This is a genomic window from Longicatena caecimuris (assembly GCF_018406465.1).
Classification (GTDB): domain Bacteria; phylum Bacillota_I; class Bacilli_A; order Erysipelotrichales; family Erysipelotrichaceae; genus Longicatena; species Longicatena caecimuris.
Window position 1 is genome coordinate 3048845 of sequence record NZ_AP024510.1, and the last position, 16526, is coordinate 3065370.

At 36.9% G+C, this 16526-nt stretch carries 16 protein-coding genes, 1 pseudogene and 1 riboswitch; of the genes and pseudogenes, 8 read left to right on the top strand and 9 right to left on the bottom strand.

Annotation, left to right across the window (positions count from 1 at the left end):
• Positions 1-19: 19 nt before the first annotated feature.
• From KJS44_RS14210 to KJS44_RS14725, 3 genes and pseudogenes are all read right to left on the bottom strand, one after another.
• Positions 20-559, bottom strand: coding sequence for a nitroreductase family protein (locus tag KJS44_RS14210; RefSeq protein WP_017144737.1), 540 nt, complete (start codon positions 557-559; stop codon positions 20-22).
• 175 nt (positions 560-734) lie between these two features.
• Positions 735-2301, bottom strand: a pseudogene (locus tag KJS44_RS14795) (IS1634 family transposase).
• Positions 2302-2672: 371 nt separating this feature from the next.
• Positions 2673-2780, bottom strand: a complete 108-nt coding sequence (locus tag KJS44_RS14725; RefSeq protein ID WP_331866809.1) for a nitroreductase family protein — start codon at positions 2778-2780, stop codon at positions 2673-2675.
• Between the two features lie 165 nt (positions 2781-2945).
• Here KJS44_RS14725 and KJS44_RS14225 point away from each other — a divergent pair, with 165 nt between their 5' ends.
• Positions 2946-3191: a helix-turn-helix domain-containing protein gene (locus tag KJS44_RS14225; protein ID WP_008690297.1), complete on the top strand. Its 246-nt coding sequence runs from the start codon at positions 2946-2948 to the stop codon at positions 3189-3191.
• Positions 3192-3451: 260 nt separating this feature from the next.
• On the opposite strand, the gene purH is transcribed toward KJS44_RS14225, so the two are convergent.
• The 5 genes from purH to purE all read right to left on the bottom strand — a co-directional run bounded on the left by purH (position 3452) and on the right by purE (position 10910).
• Positions 3452-4984, bottom strand: a complete 1533-nt coding sequence (gene purH / locus KJS44_RS14230) for a bifunctional phosphoribosylaminoimidazolecarboxamide formyltransferase/IMP cyclohydrolase (protein WP_008690296.1) — start codon at positions 4982-4984, stop codon at positions 3452-3454.
• A gap of 18 nt (positions 4985-5002) precedes the next feature.
• A complete protein-coding gene (purN, locus tag KJS44_RS14235) occupies positions 5003-5587 on the bottom strand; it encodes a phosphoribosylglycinamide formyltransferase (RefSeq protein ID WP_008690295.1) in 585 nt (194 codons plus the stop codon).
• Entirely contained in the window at positions 5581-6612 is a 1032-nt protein-coding gene (purM, locus tag KJS44_RS14240) for a phosphoribosylformylglycinamidine cyclo-ligase (protein ID WP_008690294.1), read from the bottom strand. The genes purN and purM overlap by 7 nt, the downstream gene beginning before the upstream one ends.
• Before the next feature lie 86 nt (positions 6613-6698).
• Complete coding sequence (locus KJS44_RS14245) at positions 6699-10394, bottom strand: phosphoribosylformylglycinamidine synthase (protein ID WP_213540146.1); 3696 nt, start codon at positions 10392-10394, stop codon at positions 6699-6701.
• Positions 10395-10409: 15 nt separating this feature from the next.
• Positions 10410-10910 (bottom strand): 5-(carboxyamino)imidazole ribonucleotide mutase, encoded by a 501-nt coding sequence (gene purE / locus KJS44_RS14250; protein ID WP_008690292.1) that lies wholly within the window; start codon positions 10908-10910, stop codon positions 10410-10412.
• Between the two features lie 179 nt (positions 10911-11089).
• Positions 11090-11191, bottom strand: a riboswitch (purine riboswitch).
• 288 nt (positions 11192-11479) lie between these two features.
• Between purE and KJS44_RS14255 the strand changes: the two genes are divergently transcribed.
• The 7 genes from KJS44_RS14255 (at position 11480) to KJS44_RS14285 (ending at position 15595) form a co-directional block, all read left to right on the top strand.
• Positions 11480-11812 carry a PadR family transcriptional regulator gene (locus KJS44_RS14255; RefSeq protein ID WP_008690291.1) on the top strand — a complete coding sequence of 111 codons (333 nt, stop codon included), beginning with the start codon at positions 11480-11482 and terminating at the stop codon, positions 11810-11812.
• 61 nt (positions 11813-11873) lie between these two features.
• A complete protein-coding gene (locus tag KJS44_RS14260) occupies positions 11874-12542 on the top strand; it encodes a hypothetical protein (RefSeq protein ID WP_008690290.1) in 669 nt (222 codons plus the stop codon).
• Positions 12523-12945 (top strand): hypothetical protein, encoded by a 423-nt coding sequence (locus tag KJS44_RS14265; RefSeq protein WP_008690289.1) that lies wholly within the window; start codon positions 12523-12525, stop codon positions 12943-12945. Before KJS44_RS14260 ends, KJS44_RS14265 begins: the two co-directional genes overlap by 20 nt.
• A gap of 219 nt (positions 12946-13164) precedes the next feature.
• A complete protein-coding gene (locus KJS44_RS14270; RefSeq protein ID WP_008690288.1) occupies positions 13165-13818 on the top strand; it encodes a membrane protein in 654 nt (217 codons plus the stop codon).
• A gap of 65 nt (positions 13819-13883) precedes the next feature.
• On the top strand, positions 13884-14246 hold the full coding sequence (locus tag KJS44_RS14275; RefSeq protein WP_008690286.1) for an arsenate reductase family protein: 363 nt from the start codon (positions 13884-13886) through the stop codon (positions 14244-14246).
• A 40-nt stretch (positions 14247-14286) separates the two neighbouring features.
• A complete protein-coding gene (locus KJS44_RS14280) occupies positions 14287-14658 on the top strand; it encodes a metal-dependent transcriptional regulator (protein WP_008690284.1) in 372 nt (123 codons plus the stop codon).
• 196 nt (positions 14659-14854) lie between these two features.
• A complete protein-coding gene (locus KJS44_RS14285) occupies positions 14855-15595 on the top strand; it encodes a helix-turn-helix domain-containing protein (RefSeq protein WP_008690283.1) in 741 nt (246 codons plus the stop codon).
• A gap of 113 nt (positions 15596-15708) precedes the next feature.
• Here the strand turns inward: KJS44_RS14285 and KJS44_RS14290 are convergent, their stop codons facing one another.
• Positions 15709-16491, bottom strand: a complete 783-nt coding sequence (locus KJS44_RS14290) for a TatD family hydrolase (RefSeq protein WP_008690282.1) — start codon at positions 16489-16491, stop codon at positions 15709-15711.
• Between the last annotated feature and the right edge of the window lie 35 nt (positions 16492-16526).

Genomic DNA, 16526 nt, shown 5'->3' on the forward strand with positions numbered 1-16526 from the left:
ATTTCTCCTCTTTTTTATTTCAATAAAAGGTAACGAATTCACTTATCTCTTTACGTTTTGGCATTGTTGGTGTCGCATCACCATATCCTACAGCAATTACTGATACGATAATTTCTTCTTCACTGATACTCAGCATCTCACGTAGTCTATCAGCATCACGAATTCCCATGACTAAGGTACTTAATCCTAAATCCGTTGCTTTTAATAATAAGTTTTCATTCTGCAAGCCTAAATCATAACAACCCCAGCCATTGCCCAGTTCATTACTTGGTTCACCGTTACGTTCATAACCACTGCGATCTTTTACAAATGTTGTAACAATCAAAACTGGAGCATCTTTCGTATTCTCTGCATTAAATGGGGCAAGCCCTTCCTTTTTCACCTGCTCTAGCTTATCTTTATCCATAACAACATAATAACGTCCTGTCTGTGAATTTTTCCATGTAGGTGCTAAAAGAGCCGCATGAAGTAATTCCTCCACAACTTCTTTCTTTATCGGCTTATCTTGATATTTACGAATACTTCTTCTTTGTTCCAACACTTTCTGCATTTCCATCATTATCACCTCTTACCTTAAGTATATACTTATTTTGCGATATGTAAATTGTATCTTTACATCTATATGGATATAAAAAGTAAACAAAAGCATCATAATAACCCAATGTAGTTAACCTTTTGTAGTACCTATCTTTAGAAGTTAAAAGTAAAAAAATGGTGTAAACTCGAAATTATAGCTAACGAGTATGCATCATTTTTATTTGTTTATTGGTAAGATAATAATTTGTGATTGGTTGTTTTAATAGAGCTGAAAGCTTGGTGATGAAATCAGAAGAACGTGTCATGTTGATGTATCTTGAATCGTTGATCTGTACAACTTTAAACTCCTTGATAAAACTACATATATCACTTGTTGAGTATTCGTTATTTAGTATCTTGAATTGAAACAGTCGTATTAGTAGTACCGTAGTATAACATATAAGAAAATGTCCTTTTATACTATTCTCTTTTTGAAGATAGACAGGTCTTGCGTCTAATTCACTTTTCATAACTCTGAAAGATTCCTCAATCCTCCATAAATTATGATATGCTTCATATATCTGTTGATCTTCCATTTTGTATTCGGAAGTGATTAGAAGATTAAAGCCTGCTAGTTTTCTATCCATATCTATCTTTTCTTCATTTAGTACTGTATGGGCTTTTTTACCATCTCTATCCACAAAATTTACATATCTCGCACTTTCCCCATACTCTTCTTTCTTTGCTTCTGATGCTCGTAATCTTTGCGCTCTTTCAATCATTTTGTCGATTTCCATTAACTTTTTTCGTTGTAGCTTTGGGGAAAATGTACAAACACGTTTTTCTTTTACTGTCTTTGAATGTTTGATTCCATTTTCGTCTTTATATTCATATGTGTAGTTATCGATACATGATTTGTATCGATATATTATATTTCCTTTGCTGTCTAAAACATCATGAAAATCATTTTCAAGGAGTACCCATGTCTTTTCTTTATCAACTAGCTGTTTGACCGATTTTGAGAATAATAGGCTTCTCTGACTCATTACCGGGATACATCCTCATACCGATGGGGATCATATTGGCATCAAGTAATAGACCTAGCCCAACAATGGGATCATGACGCATTTCTTTAGATGGGCCACGTCTTTGAAAATCATTTTCTTTATCGATTTCAAAGTAGAAGTTCGTACAATCGAAGAAAGTATGTTTTGTATCAATACCAAAATTATCAGCTGTAGCTACCGTAAGTATTTCAGTGAACTTCTGATATTCACTCCCCAGAAATTCAACGGCATCTAATAATTGATCATAGCTGAAGTCAACTTCATTCAAAAGGGAAGGAAGTACATCATGAAACGTTTTGTGTTTAGACAAAGGTGCTACAGCACGTGCAAATACAAGAGATGAGAATATATCATAGACATTAAACTGAAAGTAGCGAGTAGACTGCATATAGTTAAAATGATCTTTTACATCTAATGTGTTAAGAATGTTGGCAAGAGGAAAATAGCCGAGATACTTTTCAGGAGAGACTTCACCAATAAGTCTTTGATTTATCTTTGCATTCGCATTTTTGAGTTTTCTTTCTTCATTCATTCTAGCCACTTCAGCTTTGTAGTAGGCAATAGGATCATCAATCCCAGAATCAATAAGAGACTGAAGATTACCAAGTTTTCTAATACTGCGATGCTTGGTTCCCTTAACATCAGGAGAATAAAAGCTTTCGTAAATAGATAAATAGGTACGATTTTGTTGTTTAGCAACCTTAAGGAAATAAGCCATAAGAACACCTCCGACATGAATACACCACGGCACCATCATTATAACACAATTAAATAAAATATGAAAGTATTTTATCACATAAAAACCCGCATAAATACGGGCTCTGATTAACATTTGTTTTTTTTGCTCCTAAAGAAACATGGTGCTAACTTCTAAAGACGGGGCTTTCGTAAATAGATAAATAGGTACGATTTTGTTGTTTAGCAACCTTAAGGAAATAAGCCATAAGAACACCTCCGGCATGAATACACCACGGCACCATCATTATAACACAATTAAATAAAATATGAAAGTATTTTCGCACATAAAAACCCGCATAAATACGGGCTCTGATTAACATTTGTTTTTTTTGCTCCTAAAGAAACATGGTGCTAACTTCTAAAGACGGGAAGTAATTCCTCCACAACTTCTTTCTTTATCGGCTTATCTTGATATTTACGAATACTTTTTCTTTGTTCCAACACTTTCTGCATTTCCATCATTATCACCTCTTACCTTAAGTATATACTTATTTTGCGATATGTAAATTGTATCTTTACATCTATATGGATATAAAAAGTAAACAAAAGTATCATAATAACCCAATGTAGTTAACCTTTTGTAGTATATCTAAGTAAAATAAATAGTATAAAGGGGCGATATTTATGACAATAGGAGAAGCAAGCTGTAAACGTATCTTGCAATTATGCAAAACAAACGAAATCACCTTAAATGGTCTTAGCACAACATGTGGTATCACACAATCAACATTAAATAATATTAAGTTTGGAAAAAGTAAAAATCCAACGATATCTACAATTAAAAAAATATGTGATGGCTTATCCATCACGATAATAGAATTTTTTGATGATCCACTTTTTGAAAACTTAGAACCTGAAATCGGTTCATAAACAGACGGCACAAGCTGTCTGTTTTTTTATGATAGCATCCTTTTCGTTGCTGAAGTATTACATAGATGGATAAAGAACATAACGCTTTTTTCATACTGTAGATTTTTGAGAAATCGTAGTTTATAAGCTATGCAAATGCTTTGCATAGTTAGATCATATAAAGATAGTAATGAAGCAAAGCTGTTAAAAAAAGAAGATTGCATATGAGCAACGAAAGTGCTGAATATCCAATCTTCTTTTGTCATTCTTATGTTCCTATCTTAGTGTTTAAAGTGACGCACTCCGGTATACACCATCGTAATGTCATGCTCATTACACACATCAATGGACAGCTGATCCTTGATAGAACCACCTGGTTGAATAATGGCTGTTACCCCTGCTTTCACTGCTTCTTCTACTGTATCCGGCATAGGGAAGAAAGCATCACTGCTCATAACAGAACCTTTGGCTTTTTCACCTGCCTGCTCAATGGCAATCTTTGCCGCACCGACACGATTCATCTGACCGGCACCAACCCCAATTGTCATGTTATCCTTGACCAATACGATGGCATTGGATTTCACATGCTTTACAACCTTCCATGCGAATAACAATTGTTTCATTTCTTCTTCGGTAGGCTTACGGTTTGTTACACAACGCAAATCTTCTTCTTTCAGCTTATGGTCATCAATATCCTGTACCAATAAGCCATCGTTAACATTCGTATATTTATATTTTGTTGTTACCTCTAAGGTTGTATCTAATTCCATCAGACGGATATTCTTTTTCTTTGATAAGATTTCAAATGCTGCCGGTTCAAAGTAAGGCGCAATGATAATTTCCAAGAAAATGTTTGCCAGTTTTTCCGCAACAGCTACATTGACCGGCTCATTCATTGCCACGATACCACCGAAGATGGAAATTGGATCTGCTTCATAAGCCTTATCCCATGCTTCTTCCAAGGTAGCACCGATACCTACTCCACATGGATTCATATGTTTCAATCCAACAACCGCACACTGTCCTTCAAAATCCTTTAAGATTTCAATCGCTGCATTGCCATCCTGAATGTTGTTGTAGGATAATTCCTTACCATGCAGCTGTTTGGCATTTGCCAAGGAGTAAGAAGGTTTCATACCTTTATAGAAGGCAGCACTTTGATGAGGATTTTCCCCATAACGAAGATCTTGTACTTTATCGAAGGTAATCGTTAATTTTTCAGGATATTTTTCACCCGTTTTATTTGTCAGATATTCCGCAATCATCGCATCATAGGCTGCTGTATGACGGAATACTTTCGCTGCTAAAAGTTCTCTGGTATCCGGACGGGTTTCACCGTTTTCACGCAGTTCATTTAATACCATTGCATAATCACTAGGATCTACGATCACTGGGATATAGCGATAGTTCTTAGATGCACTACGCAGCATACTAGGTCCACCGATATCAATGTTTTCAATGATTTCTTCATGCGTTACACCTGGTTTTTGTACGGTTTGTTTGAATGGATACAAGTTTACACAAACCAAATCAATATAATCAATACCTAATTCCTGAATCTGACGAACATGCTCCGGATTATCACGTACACACAATAACGCTCCATGTACCTTTGGATGTAATGTTTTTACACGACCATCCATGATTTCCGGAAAACCGGTAACCTCTGAGATACCAATGGTATCTAAACCGGCATTATCCAAAGCCTTCTTTGTACCACCGGTAGATATAATTTCATAACCTAATTCTTTTAATCCGGATACGAATTCAATCAGATTTGTTTTGTCAGATACACTTACTAATGCTCGTTTCATAATAACACCGCTCTTTCTTTATTTATGTTCTTCCATACGTTCACAAACTGTCTTTACTACACGTGGAAACATATCATATTCCTTCGCATGCACATGTTCTTCTAAGGTTTCCAGATCCCAGGATGGATCAATCATGATCTTTTCCTGATGAATGATTTCCCCTGTATCGACACCTTCATCTACATAATGCACGGTAACCCCTGTATAAGATACCTTTGCTTCAAAAGCATCTTGAATGCTATGCGCACCGGGGAAGGCAGGTAAATATGCCGGATGCAGATTGATGATGCGATTTGGATAGTTGCTTAACAGCACCTTGCCAATAAAACGCATATAGCCTGCTAGAACAATCAATTCAACCTCATAGCTCTCTAAGGTTTTCATGATTTCTGTTTCATAGCCTTCTTTACCGCCATAGCCCTTAGGATTCACATAGACACATGGGATACCTAAACGCGCTGCACGCTCTTTGGCATATGCTTGTTCCTTATCGATAATCAATACCTTACAAACGGCATTATCGATATGTCCATTGTTTATTTCGTTGACAAGATTCTCAAAGTTAGAACCATTGCCACTGGCAAATATCGCAATGTTTACCATGTTAAATCCACACTTCCACTATCGGTTACTTCACCGATGACATAAGATTCTTCGCCGATTTCTTGTAACAGGCTTTGTACCTTTTCTACATCTGCTTTATCCACAGCCATCATAAAGCCAATACCCATGTTGAAGACATTGCACATTTCCTTCATAGGAATATCCCCTGTCTTCGCAATGAAATCAAAGATTGGTTTATGTGGATATGTCGTTAAATCGATAGAAACACCCTGTCCATCCTTTAACATTCTTGGTACATTTTCATAGAAACCGCCGCCGGTAATATGACTCATGCCTTTGATATCCACCTTGCCTAGCAGGTGTTTAATAGCTTTGACATAAATCTTAGTAGGGGTTAATAAAACATCACCTAGTTTTTCATTACCTAATTCTTCATAACGCTTATGTAAATCTAATTTCGCATCCTTTAATAAAACCTTGCGAATCAAAGAGAACCCATTTGAATGTACACCGGAGCTTGGTAAGCCAATCAACACATTGCCTTTTTCAATCTTCTGGCCATCTAATAGATTACATTTATCTACAGCACCCACACAGAAACCGGCAATATCGTAATGTTGTACATCATACATATCCGGCATTTCTGCTGTTTCGCCGCCAATCAAAGCACATTCTGCTTGTACACAGCCATCCGCTACACCTTTTACCAATTGCTCGATCTTCGTTGGCTCATTCTTGCCCACTGCCAAATAATCTAAGAAGAAGATTGGCGCAGCTCCTTGTACCAAAACATCATTTACACACATTGCGACTGCATCAATACCAACGGTATCATGCTTATCCATCGCAAAAGCAATCATCAACTTGGTACCAACACCATCTGTACCGGAAACCAAAACCGGCTCTTTCATATTTAACATGGATAAATCAAACATACCGCCAAAGGCGCCGATAGAATCAATCGCACCTTTTACCTTTGTACGTGCCACATGACTTTTAATCAATCTTACGGATTCATAGCCAGCTTCCAGATTGACACCGGCTTCTCTATACTTATCACTCATATTCTCTTTACCTTTCTGTATATCCTATACATGATAGCGATGCCTGAGGATGTGTACACAGGCATTGCTATCTTTTTCATTCCTTCTTATTTATTTTTAAAGTAGTTCACACCGTTTTCAAAGATGTTCTGTAGTTTATTACCATCAATATTCTTAAACAGTCCATCTTCATAACGTTCACTATGTCCCATCTTACCTAAGATACGACCATCCTTAGAGGTAATACCCTCAATGGCATAGTAAGAACCGTTGATATTATACGTGCCATCCATAGTTGGATTACCCTCTAAATCAACATATTGTGTCGCAACCTGTCCGTTTTCAAACAATTCTTTGGCAACTTCTTCGCTTACCACAAACTTACCTTCTCCATGTGACATGGCAATGCTATGGCAGTCATTTGGTGTAAAGCTAGACAGCCAAGGAGATTTATTGCTGGTAACTTTCGTTGTCGCAATATGTGAAACATGGCGGTTGATGTTGTTACGGAACAAGGTAGGAGAAGCTTCATTCAGCCCTTCAATATTGCCATATGGCAATAAGCCACTCTTGATCAATGCCTGGAATCCATTACAGATACCAAGAATCAGACCATCGTTGCTTAACAATGTCTGAACTGCTTCATTTACCAATGGATTGCTTAAGACATTCGCAATAAACTTACCACTGCCATCAGGTTCATCACCGCTGGAGAAACCGCCAACTAACATTAAGATCTGCGCATGGGCAATTTTTTCACTTAATTCTTTCAAACTGCGTTCAATGCTCGTAACATTCAGATTGTTGAAGACATAGATTTCAACTTCGGCACCGGCACGTTCAAACTGCTGTTTCGTGTCATATTCACAGTTTTGACCAGGGAAAACCGGAATGATAACTTTCGGTTTGTCATACGTCTTGCTTGCTTTCTTATGTTCTGTGCTTGTATAGGTAGGTGTATCCACACGTTTTCCATCATGATCAACACTCATTGGATAAATCTTATCATAACGCTTGCACCAAACAGCGATAGCATCATCAATGTTGATACGTTCCTCATTGATACGAATACTGTTTGTATCGGTTGTTGTACCTAACAGGATGAAGGCATCATCTTCGATTACCTTATCACTTTCAACGATGATAGAACCAATGCTGATATCAAAAACAGGTTCATTCGTCACAACATCGATACCAATCTTATTACCAAAGCTCATCTTACATAAAGTTTCGGCAATACCTCCAAATTTCACGGTAGCAGCAGCTACGATATCTTTATTTAAGATATGCTTACGCACAAGGGCAAAGTTTTTCTTTAACTGTTCATAATCCGGAGTCTTGTTTGCTTTTGGTGTGTGTTTTACCAGATACAGGTTATGACCTGCTGCTTTGCATTCACTGGAAATGATATTGTCTGTCTTTTCGGTTGTGACGGCAAAGGTAATCAAGGTAGGTGGCACACTGATATCATTAAAGGTTCCGGACATGGAATCCTTACCACCGATTGCCGGTGTTTCAAAAGCCATTTCTGCCTCAATCAAACCAAGCAGTGCCTGCATAGGTTTGCCCCATTTTTCAGGGTCTGTATGTAAACGTTCAAAGTATTCTTGATTGGTTAAACGACAAGTAGCATAATTACCACCTAACGCTGTCACTCTTGCCAAGGCTTCTACGACAGAATAGCTAGCTCCTAAATAAGGAGAGTATAAAGATACCTCAGGATGATATCCATGTGTCATGATGCTTGCCGTATTTGTGAAACCAAAGACAGGCAATTTCTGTACGCTGCCTTCTGTTTCAGTTAATTGATACTTACCGCCAAATGGCATTAAAACAGTAGACTTACCGATGGAAGCATCAAACATTTCAGCCAAGCCAATCTGAGAAGCAATATTTGGCTGCTGTAAGTCTTCTTCAATGCTTTTCACACTACTGTGGAATGGATCTTTTGTTGTTAAGCCTTCTTTCACAAGAACATCCTGTAAGCCTCGCACACCATTGGTATCCAGGAAAGCACGTGACATATTCACGATTTCCTTACCTTGGAACTGCATTACCAAGCGTGGTTCTTCGGTTACCACAGCAACGATGCAAGCGTCTAGATTTTCTTCATAGGCATATTGTTTAAATTCATCAAAGTCTTTTTCTTCAATTAATACAGCCATACGTTCCTGTGATTCGGAGATTGCTAATTCGGTGCCTGATAAGCCACTGTATTTTACTGGCACTTTATCCAAATCAATTTGTAAACCATCGGCTAATTCACCAACGGCAACACTGACACCGCCGGCCCCAAAGTCATTGGCTTTCTTAATCAAACGTGTCGCCTTTGGATTACGGAACAAGCGCTGCAGCTTACGTTCAATCGGTGCATTTCCTTTTTGAACCTCACTGGAACATTTCGTTAAAGAGGTGTCATTGTGTTCCTTACTGGAACCGGTAGCTCCACCGACACCATCACGTCCGGTAGCTCCACCAATCAAGACAACGATGTCACCGGCATTTGGTTTTTTACGCACAACATTTTCTTTCGGTGCTGCTCCAACGACTGCACCAACTTCCATACGTTTTGCGACATAGCCATCATTATAAATTTCTTTTACATATGTGGTTGCTAAACCAATCTGGTTTCCATAAGAAGAATATCCGGCAGCCGCTCCCTTAGAAATACGGGATTGTGGCAATTTATTTGGTAAAGCTTCCTTAATATCTTTTGTAATATCACCGGCACCGGTAATACGCATTGCCTGATAGACATAGCTTCTTCCTGACAATGGGTCACGGATGGCACCACCGATACAAGTGGATGCGCCACCAAATGGTTCAATTTCCGTTGGATGGTTATGCGTTTCGTTCTTAAACATCAACAGCCACTGCTGATCTTCACCATCTACATCCACCGTGATTTCAATGGAGCAGGCATTGATTTCATCACTGACTTCCATGTCTTCCAATTTACCATTCTTACGCAAATATTTACCGGCAATGGTTGCCATATCCATCAAGGTCATAACTTTCTTATTCCCATGTACCTCTTCACGTAAATGCAAATAAGTTTCATATGCCTTCTGGATGCTATCCTGTAAAGAACCGGCATCAAAGGTCACATTCTGTAAGATTGTTTCAAATGTTGTATGACGACAATGATCAGACCAATACGTATCCAATACCTTTAATTCCGTTAAAGTCAGATCACGCTGTTCTTCTTCTTTGAAATACTTCTGCACATGGGCAATATCTGCCAAGGTCATAGCTAAGCCATGTTCCTGACGAAGTGCTTCTAAGCCTGCTTCATCCAAAGCACAGAAACCTTCTAAAACCGGAACAGCTTCGATTTCAACATCTTCTTCATTGATTAAAACAGAAAGATCCTTTTCTCTCATTTCCACAGGGTTGATAAGATAGTTCTTAATGGCGATAAGTTCTTCTTCACTTACACTGCCATCCAGAATAACGATCTTTCCACTTTTGATAACAACATCCTGCTTATTATTCAACAGCATCAAACACTGCTGTGCGCTATCAGCCCGCTGATCATATTGTCCAGGCAGACATTCATAAGCAATGTATGTCTTTCCTTCCAATGCGATTTCATCAAATACTTCATCTGTTACTTTTTCTGATAATACCTTATCCTTTAACAATTCCATATCATGGTCATCGCCATTGAAAACATCATAGACATTGTAAAGTTCAATACCATGTACATCAGATAAATTCAAATTCTGTTTTAATTCATGAAATAAAGAATCTGCTTCTACACGAAAAGCTTCTTTCTTCTTCACATACACACGATAGTTCATCTTCTTCTCCTCATATTATTCCACTTCAATTACGGAATCTTTGATAACTTTTTCAGCCATTGCTTTCTTAAAGGCTTCCATTTTTTCAGCCATTTCATCATCGCTCAAGGCAATCATCTGCGCTGCTAAGATAGCGGCATTTTTTGCACCGGCTTTACCGATTGCGACAGTTGCGACAGGAATTCCACCAGGCATTTGCACGGTACTCAACAAAGAGTCCATACCACCTAATGCACTTGTCTGAATAGGAACACCAATCACTGGTAATGTCGTAGAACTAGCAATCACACCACCTAAGTGTGCAGCTCCACCGGCAGCAGCGATAATAACCTTAATACCGCGTTTCTTTGCGCCTTCTGCCAACGCGATAACTTCATTTGGTGTACGATGTGCTGATAAAGCATGTGCTTCAAAGGGGATATCGAATTCCTTCAGCTGATTGAAACAAGCTTCCATAGTAGGAAGATCACTGCGACTTCCCATTAAAATACTGACGATAGGTTTCTTTTCACTCATTTGCTTTTCCTCCTTAGAAATAAAAAATACATATCAAGCATCTCTTAATATGTACACTAAAAACCGTTGAATTGTGTAATTAATATAGTGCATCTTCTTAAGACCATAAGTAAGACCTCCTATAAAAATATAAAGACGTACCTGCCTGCCAAGCAAACAAGTACGTCTCGAACAAAAAGAAAGAGTAATTGTTTGCTTGTAGCCCGTGAATTTACGGCTCACGGCTAGAAACTCTCCATCCATATTATGGAGTATATACAAGCATATTGTCAATACATGATTATTTTACTAAACTTCCTATGGTATTACAATAGGTTTTCTTAATTTTTACATATATTTATACAGGTTTATTATCATTTTTACCTGTATTCAATATAGCATAGAAACGGTTGCTAAAAATAACAGATAAAAACAAAGCCTGTGTCCCCTTGCTACATAAGTAGTTTGATATCCTCGTTCATTAATTTCTGAAAATATCTTAATTTTTTAATACCTTCTTGCGTCTATGCTACTTTGTGTTACAATGTAGTTGAAGGAAGTACCTTGTGTAACAAAGTAGAGGTGATTGCATGTATGACAAAACACAGCTGATGCGTGGGAGTCTGGAAGGATGTATTCTCAAGATTATCGAAAAGCAAACAACATATGGCTATGAGATTTTAATGGGCATGAAAGAAGCCGGCTGGATAGATGTCAGTGAAGGTACCTTGTATCCCATATTATTGCGCTTAGAAAAACAACATTATATCAAGGCTGAGAAAAAAGCATCACCGCTAGGTCCTAAACGTAAGTATTATCAGATTACAGAAGCAGGCAAAATGTATTTAGCTGAATTTTACGAAAATTGGCAAATTCTAGAACATACCATGCATGTATTATTCGATGATAGAAAAGATACGTAATAATATAATGCATAATGTTTATGCAGGTGGTACAAGAGCATAATCGAAAGGAGTGAACACGATGAAAGATACAGGAAACTTAAACAAGGAATATCGTAAAGTTTATCAAACAATGTGTGAGTATCTATATACAAAAAACATAAACAAACTCATTCGTAAAGATATCTTAGCAGACATTTTAGCAATCGCCGAAGAAGGACAACTGCGTGGAGCTTCACCACATGAAACCTTTGGCGATTATGAAAGTTTCTGTGATGAGGTATCAAAAAATGCCATTGCGGAAACAAAGTTAGAAACAATTTCTTTATACCTAGGTGCCTTTCTTATGTTATTTAGTTTAAGCTTCTTAAAAGAATTACTTTTTTCCTTACAAACGACCCTACAACTTGGCTATCTGCTTTATGACAGAGCAGACTTCTGTATGTACTTCACAGATTTCTTAATGATAACTTTAGTTATGTATATCTATCAAAGATATGCTTTCCATCTACCTAAAATGCGTATTCTTATCATAATTATAGGCTTTATTGTTATTGATGGCGGTATGTATTTAATAGCTCCTTATCTCCTGCCAGCTAAGATGCATATTCCTTTATTATTTATTGGTTGTATTTGTTTCATTTGTGTAATCATGCTAAGTTTGTCTTACTGGCTGCGGCATAAGCATTATCAACAGTTTCTTAACTACAAGAGTACATCAGGAGGTGAGAATGATATTTTACAAAAATAAATTAGATGAGCGTGGTCTTAATAGCGATTATCTAACAACCTTCCATTTAATGAAAGATTATTTAACTAGCAAGCATATTAATCGTTTGGTTTTGTATGACATTCTAGAAGATATTCTTGTGATGGCTTTGGATAATCAACAGCGCAATTTAAAGCCTAAAGAAGTTTTTGGAGATTACCAACAGTTCTGTGATGAGATTTCCCGCAATGCCGTAAAAGAAACAACGATAGAAAAAGTAGGTTTATATGGCGGACTGCTATGCATTTTTATCACACTTCTTTTCCTAATCGGAATCTTCAATAACCATGGTGAGATACGTTTTACTGCAGATGAACTTATACGCTATATTTTGACATTTATAGGTATCCCTATGACCAAATCAACCGTTTATCCTTTCGTTTAGAATTTGGTCGTTACGCCATTATGATACCCCTCTATGCTTTACTAATTTGTATAATGCCTCCTATGTTATCGCCTTATTTGCCTCATTCTATTATAATTCCTATAGTTTTTATTGGCATATGTATTCTCTTAACACCTATTTTGTTATACCTGTACTTTCATACACAGCATAAGAATTACTTTTCCTATAAAGAAGCAGCATAAAAACGGAGGTGTCTTTATGAAAAATAAAGTAAAAGATCTGCACCACGATTATAAAAAAGTATATACAAAGATTGCTCGTAATTTATCCTCTCGTCATATCAGCAATACTGTATTCCGTGATATTCTTGACGATGTGCTCGCCTTAGCCTTGGATAATCAACAACGTGACATCCCAACAGAAGAAGCTTTCGGTGATCTTGAAGAGTTCTGCAATCAAATCAGCGAAAATGCTGTAAAAGAAACCATGCTAGAACATATTTTGCGTTTATTATACATCTTTTCCGGTGCTATCTTCATCTTCTTTATCATGATCTTGCTTTTGTCTTTGATAGGTCTTGATGATACGACATCTATTTCTTTCACACACTATACATTTACCTTTACTGTAAATGATTTCTGTACCGCTCTTGCCGTATCTGCTGCCATTTTATTAGCTGATTTTGCACAAGGCCGCACTGTTTTGCGTTTTAAAGAATATAGTTGGATCATCTATATAATTATTTATGCTGTTTGCTATATAGGTATCATGCTTTGGGCAAATACACACTATACCGGAACTATCACCATCTCTTTCTTAGCGCTATGTATCATCTTATGTGTCATAGGTGCTATTTCAATTTTCTATCATATACTATGCCGCAAACAATTTAAGAAATATAAAGGCTTATGATATAGGCAGAAAGATTGCAATTCCGGCAAATTTCCCCTATGATATTGCTAAGTGAGGTGGCTATTATGAAAGTCTTATTTATTGAATATCCGAAATGCTCCACATGTCAAAAAGCGAAAAAGCACTTACTATCCCTTGGTGTCGAAGTAGAAGCGCGACACATTGTGGAAGATACCCCAAGTGTTGAAGAGTTAACCGCATGGTGGAAGCGCAGTGGACTTCCCTTGAAAAAATTCTTTAATACCAGTGGTAATTTATACAAAGAACTACATATGAAAGAACGTCTTCCTTTGATGAGCGAGGAAGAACAATTGAAATTGCTGAGTGAGCATGGCATGTTAATCAAACGTCCGCTTCTTGTAACAGAGCAAGTTGTTCTTGTTGGCTTTAAAGAAGAGAATTACACAAACTTATGTTCACAGTCTTGATTTTATGATATATTTAAAGAAAGTATATTGAGGTGATTGCATGAAATTAGGGGAATCTTTAGAAGATTATTTAGAAACATTGCTGATATTGGAAGAAACCGGAAAAATTCGCTGTGTGGATGTCGCAAGTCGCATGCATGTATCCAAACCCAGTGTAAACAAAGCCATGAATGTGTTAAAAGAAAAAGGGTATGTCTTACAAGAAAGCTATGGAGATATTCATCTCACCGATGCCGGAAGAGATTTGGCAAAAAGTATTTATTTGCGTCATGAAACCATCAGCGGTTTTTTACAAGATGTACTTGGTGTCAGTGCTGAAAATGCTGATGAGGATGCCTGTCACATTGAACATGTCATCAGTGAGGAGACCTTTCAAAAACTGATGGATTTTAAAAACAAATATGCGAAATAAGCTGAAGAAACATCAACATCATTGCTGACTTCCTTCAGTTTTTTTATGACTTTTTTATAATCAGCCGCATAACCCTTATATGAATACCTTGTACAGATTCTTTATCCATCATGATCTACATCTTTTTCATAACTCTACTAACAGTCGATTGATTATAAAAGCATGACACTGTAAGATATAGCCAGGAGGTGTATGTATGGATCAGATAAATAATGAAAAAGTCGGTTCGTATATAAGTGAATTAAGAAAAGCAAAAAAGCTTACACAAAAAGATTTAGCTGACAAGTTGTATGTATCAGATAAAACCGTAAGTAAATGGGAGCGTGGAGTAAGCATGCCCAGCATACCCTTGCTTATGCCCCTAGCAAATTTATTTGATTTCACTGTTACTGAACTACTAAAAGGTGAGCATCAGAATATCGAATCCTTGAAGCCATGCGATATTCATGCATACGATCACGTCATCTATCACACGCTACAACGGCATCGAAAACATTGGATCATCGCATATTTCCTATGCATCATCATCTTTTTCTTTGAAATTATCATGTTTACTATGGCAGATATCTCGATATCAGACTTACAAAGCAGCATAACTACTAGTGTTATCATCTTATTATTAGGAGGATATTTTTGTTTTCTTACCCCAAAGGTATTACCTTCCTATTACGATTCAAATAAGATTCATTATGTTATGCATGGTATTTTCAGAATACATTGTACCGGTTTATCTTTCCATAATGGGAATTGGCCATATATCTGTACCACAATTAAGAGTTGGGCACTGCTATCTGCTGATGTATTCATTCTCATCCACGGTATATGTATAAAATTATATGGTTCAACAGTTACAAGCAACATACAGGGCGTTTTACTAACCTTTCTTTTTTGTAGCTTAATACTTGCTATATATTATATAGGTAAAAAGTATGAATGATATAAAGAGTAGAAATACCTTTAAACTTTCCATTGTCAATATAAAATAAAGATAAGAAAATAGTATTTATCTAATAAATAAAATCTTCTTATCTTTTTTGTTTTTCAAAGTTCCTATAACCGCAATGTATTATAAAATAACCTTTGATAATTTCTTTCTAATTGCTCAGCCAACTCAGCTTCACTCATACCCTTTATTTCACATAAGCGTTGAAAGGTTACTTCAACATACATCGGCTCATTTTGTTTGCCGCGATGTGGATGCGGTGTAAGATATGGGCTGTCTGTTTCAACAAACAATCTGTCTACAGAAAGTTTTTCAGCAACCTCTGGAGCTCCTCTTGAATTTTTAAATGTCAATGGTCCGCCATAGGAAATATAAAAGCCTAATTTCATTGCCTCAACAGCTGTCTCATAACTTCCGCTGTAACAGTGGAAAATTCCTTGTAAAGGTCTGTGTTCTTTCAAGATGTCAAGCGTGTCCTTTGTGGCTTCTCGCATATGTATAAGAATCGGAATGTGGTATTTTTTCGCCATTTCAAGCTGACGTATAAAGCCTTTTATCTGATCTTCTCTTTTTACGTCATCCCAATGATAATCCAAACCTATTTCACCAAGTGCACACAACTCATGATGCTGTAATAAGCTTTCCAATCGTACATAATCTTTTTCTTCAAATTTATATAGATCATTGGGATGAAAGCCTAACGCAATATCAAAGATTGCAGGATGTTGCTTTTTTAAACTTTTTGCACGTTCAAATTCTTTAAAATTCGTACAAACAATCAGCATTCTTCCTACATGATGCCTTTTTGCATTTTCAATCACATCATCAATGCGTTCAAATAGATCATCACATGTGATATGACAATGAGTATCTGTTAATGTATAGTCCATACTTTTCACCTTCTTTTTAAGAATCTGCTTCTGTA

What these genes read in the sequence shown, in the direction of transcription:
- KJS44_RS14255 (WP_008690291.1), top strand. Translation starts at nt 11,480, where the DNA reads ATGTATGACAAAACACAGCTGATGCGTGGGAGTCTGGAAGGATGTATT.
- KJS44_RS14245 (WP_213540146.1), bottom strand. Translation starts at nt 10,394, where the DNA reads ATGAACTATCGTGTGTATGTGAAGAAGAAAGAAGCTTTTCGTGTAGAA.
- KJS44_RS14210 (WP_017144737.1), bottom strand. Translation starts at nt 559, where the DNA reads ATGATGGAAATGCAGAAAGTGTTGGAACAAAGAAGAAGTATTCGTAAA.
- purE (WP_008690292.1), bottom strand. Translation starts at nt 10,910, where the DNA reads ATGAGTGAAAAGAAACCTATCGTCAGTATTTTAATGGGAAGTCGCAGT.
- KJS44_RS14290 (WP_008690282.1), bottom strand. Translation starts at nt 16,491, where the DNA reads ATGGACTATACATTAACAGATACTCATTGTCATATCACATGTGATGAT.
- purH (WP_008690296.1), bottom strand. Translation starts at nt 4,984, where the DNA reads ATGAAACGAGCATTAGTAAGTGTATCTGACAAAACAAATCTGATTGAA.
- purN (WP_008690295.1), bottom strand. Translation starts at nt 5,587, where the DNA reads ATGGTAAACATTGCGATATTTGCCAGTGGCAATGGTTCTAACTTTGAG.
- KJS44_RS14285 (WP_008690283.1), top strand. Translation starts at nt 14,855, where the DNA reads ATGGATCAGATAAATAATGAAAAAGTCGGTTCGTATATAAGTGAATTA.
- KJS44_RS14725 (WP_331866809.1), bottom strand. Translation starts at nt 2,780, where the DNA reads ATGGAAATGCAGAAAGTGTTGGAACAAAGAAAAAGTATTCGTAAATAT.
- KJS44_RS14225 (WP_008690297.1), top strand. Translation starts at nt 2,946, where the DNA reads ATGACAATAGGAGAAGCAAGCTGTAAACGTATCTTGCAATTATGCAAA.
- KJS44_RS14260 (WP_008690290.1), top strand. Translation starts at nt 11,874, where the DNA reads ATGAAAGATACAGGAAACTTAAACAAGGAATATCGTAAAGTTTATCAA.
- KJS44_RS14270 (WP_008690288.1), top strand. Translation starts at nt 13,165, where the DNA reads ATGAAAAATAAAGTAAAAGATCTGCACCACGATTATAAAAAAGTATAT.
- KJS44_RS14265 (WP_008690289.1), top strand. Translation starts at nt 12,523, where the DNA reads ATGATATTTTACAAAAATAAATTAGATGAGCGTGGTCTTAATAGCGAT.
- KJS44_RS14280 (WP_008690284.1), top strand. Translation starts at nt 14,287, where the DNA reads ATGAAATTAGGGGAATCTTTAGAAGATTATTTAGAAACATTGCTGATA.
- KJS44_RS14275 (WP_008690286.1), top strand. Translation starts at nt 13,884, where the DNA reads ATGAAAGTCTTATTTATTGAATATCCGAAATGCTCCACATGTCAAAAA.
- purM (WP_008690294.1), bottom strand. Translation starts at nt 6,612, where the DNA reads ATGAGTGATAAGTATAGAGAAGCCGGTGTCAATCTGGAAGCTGGCTAT.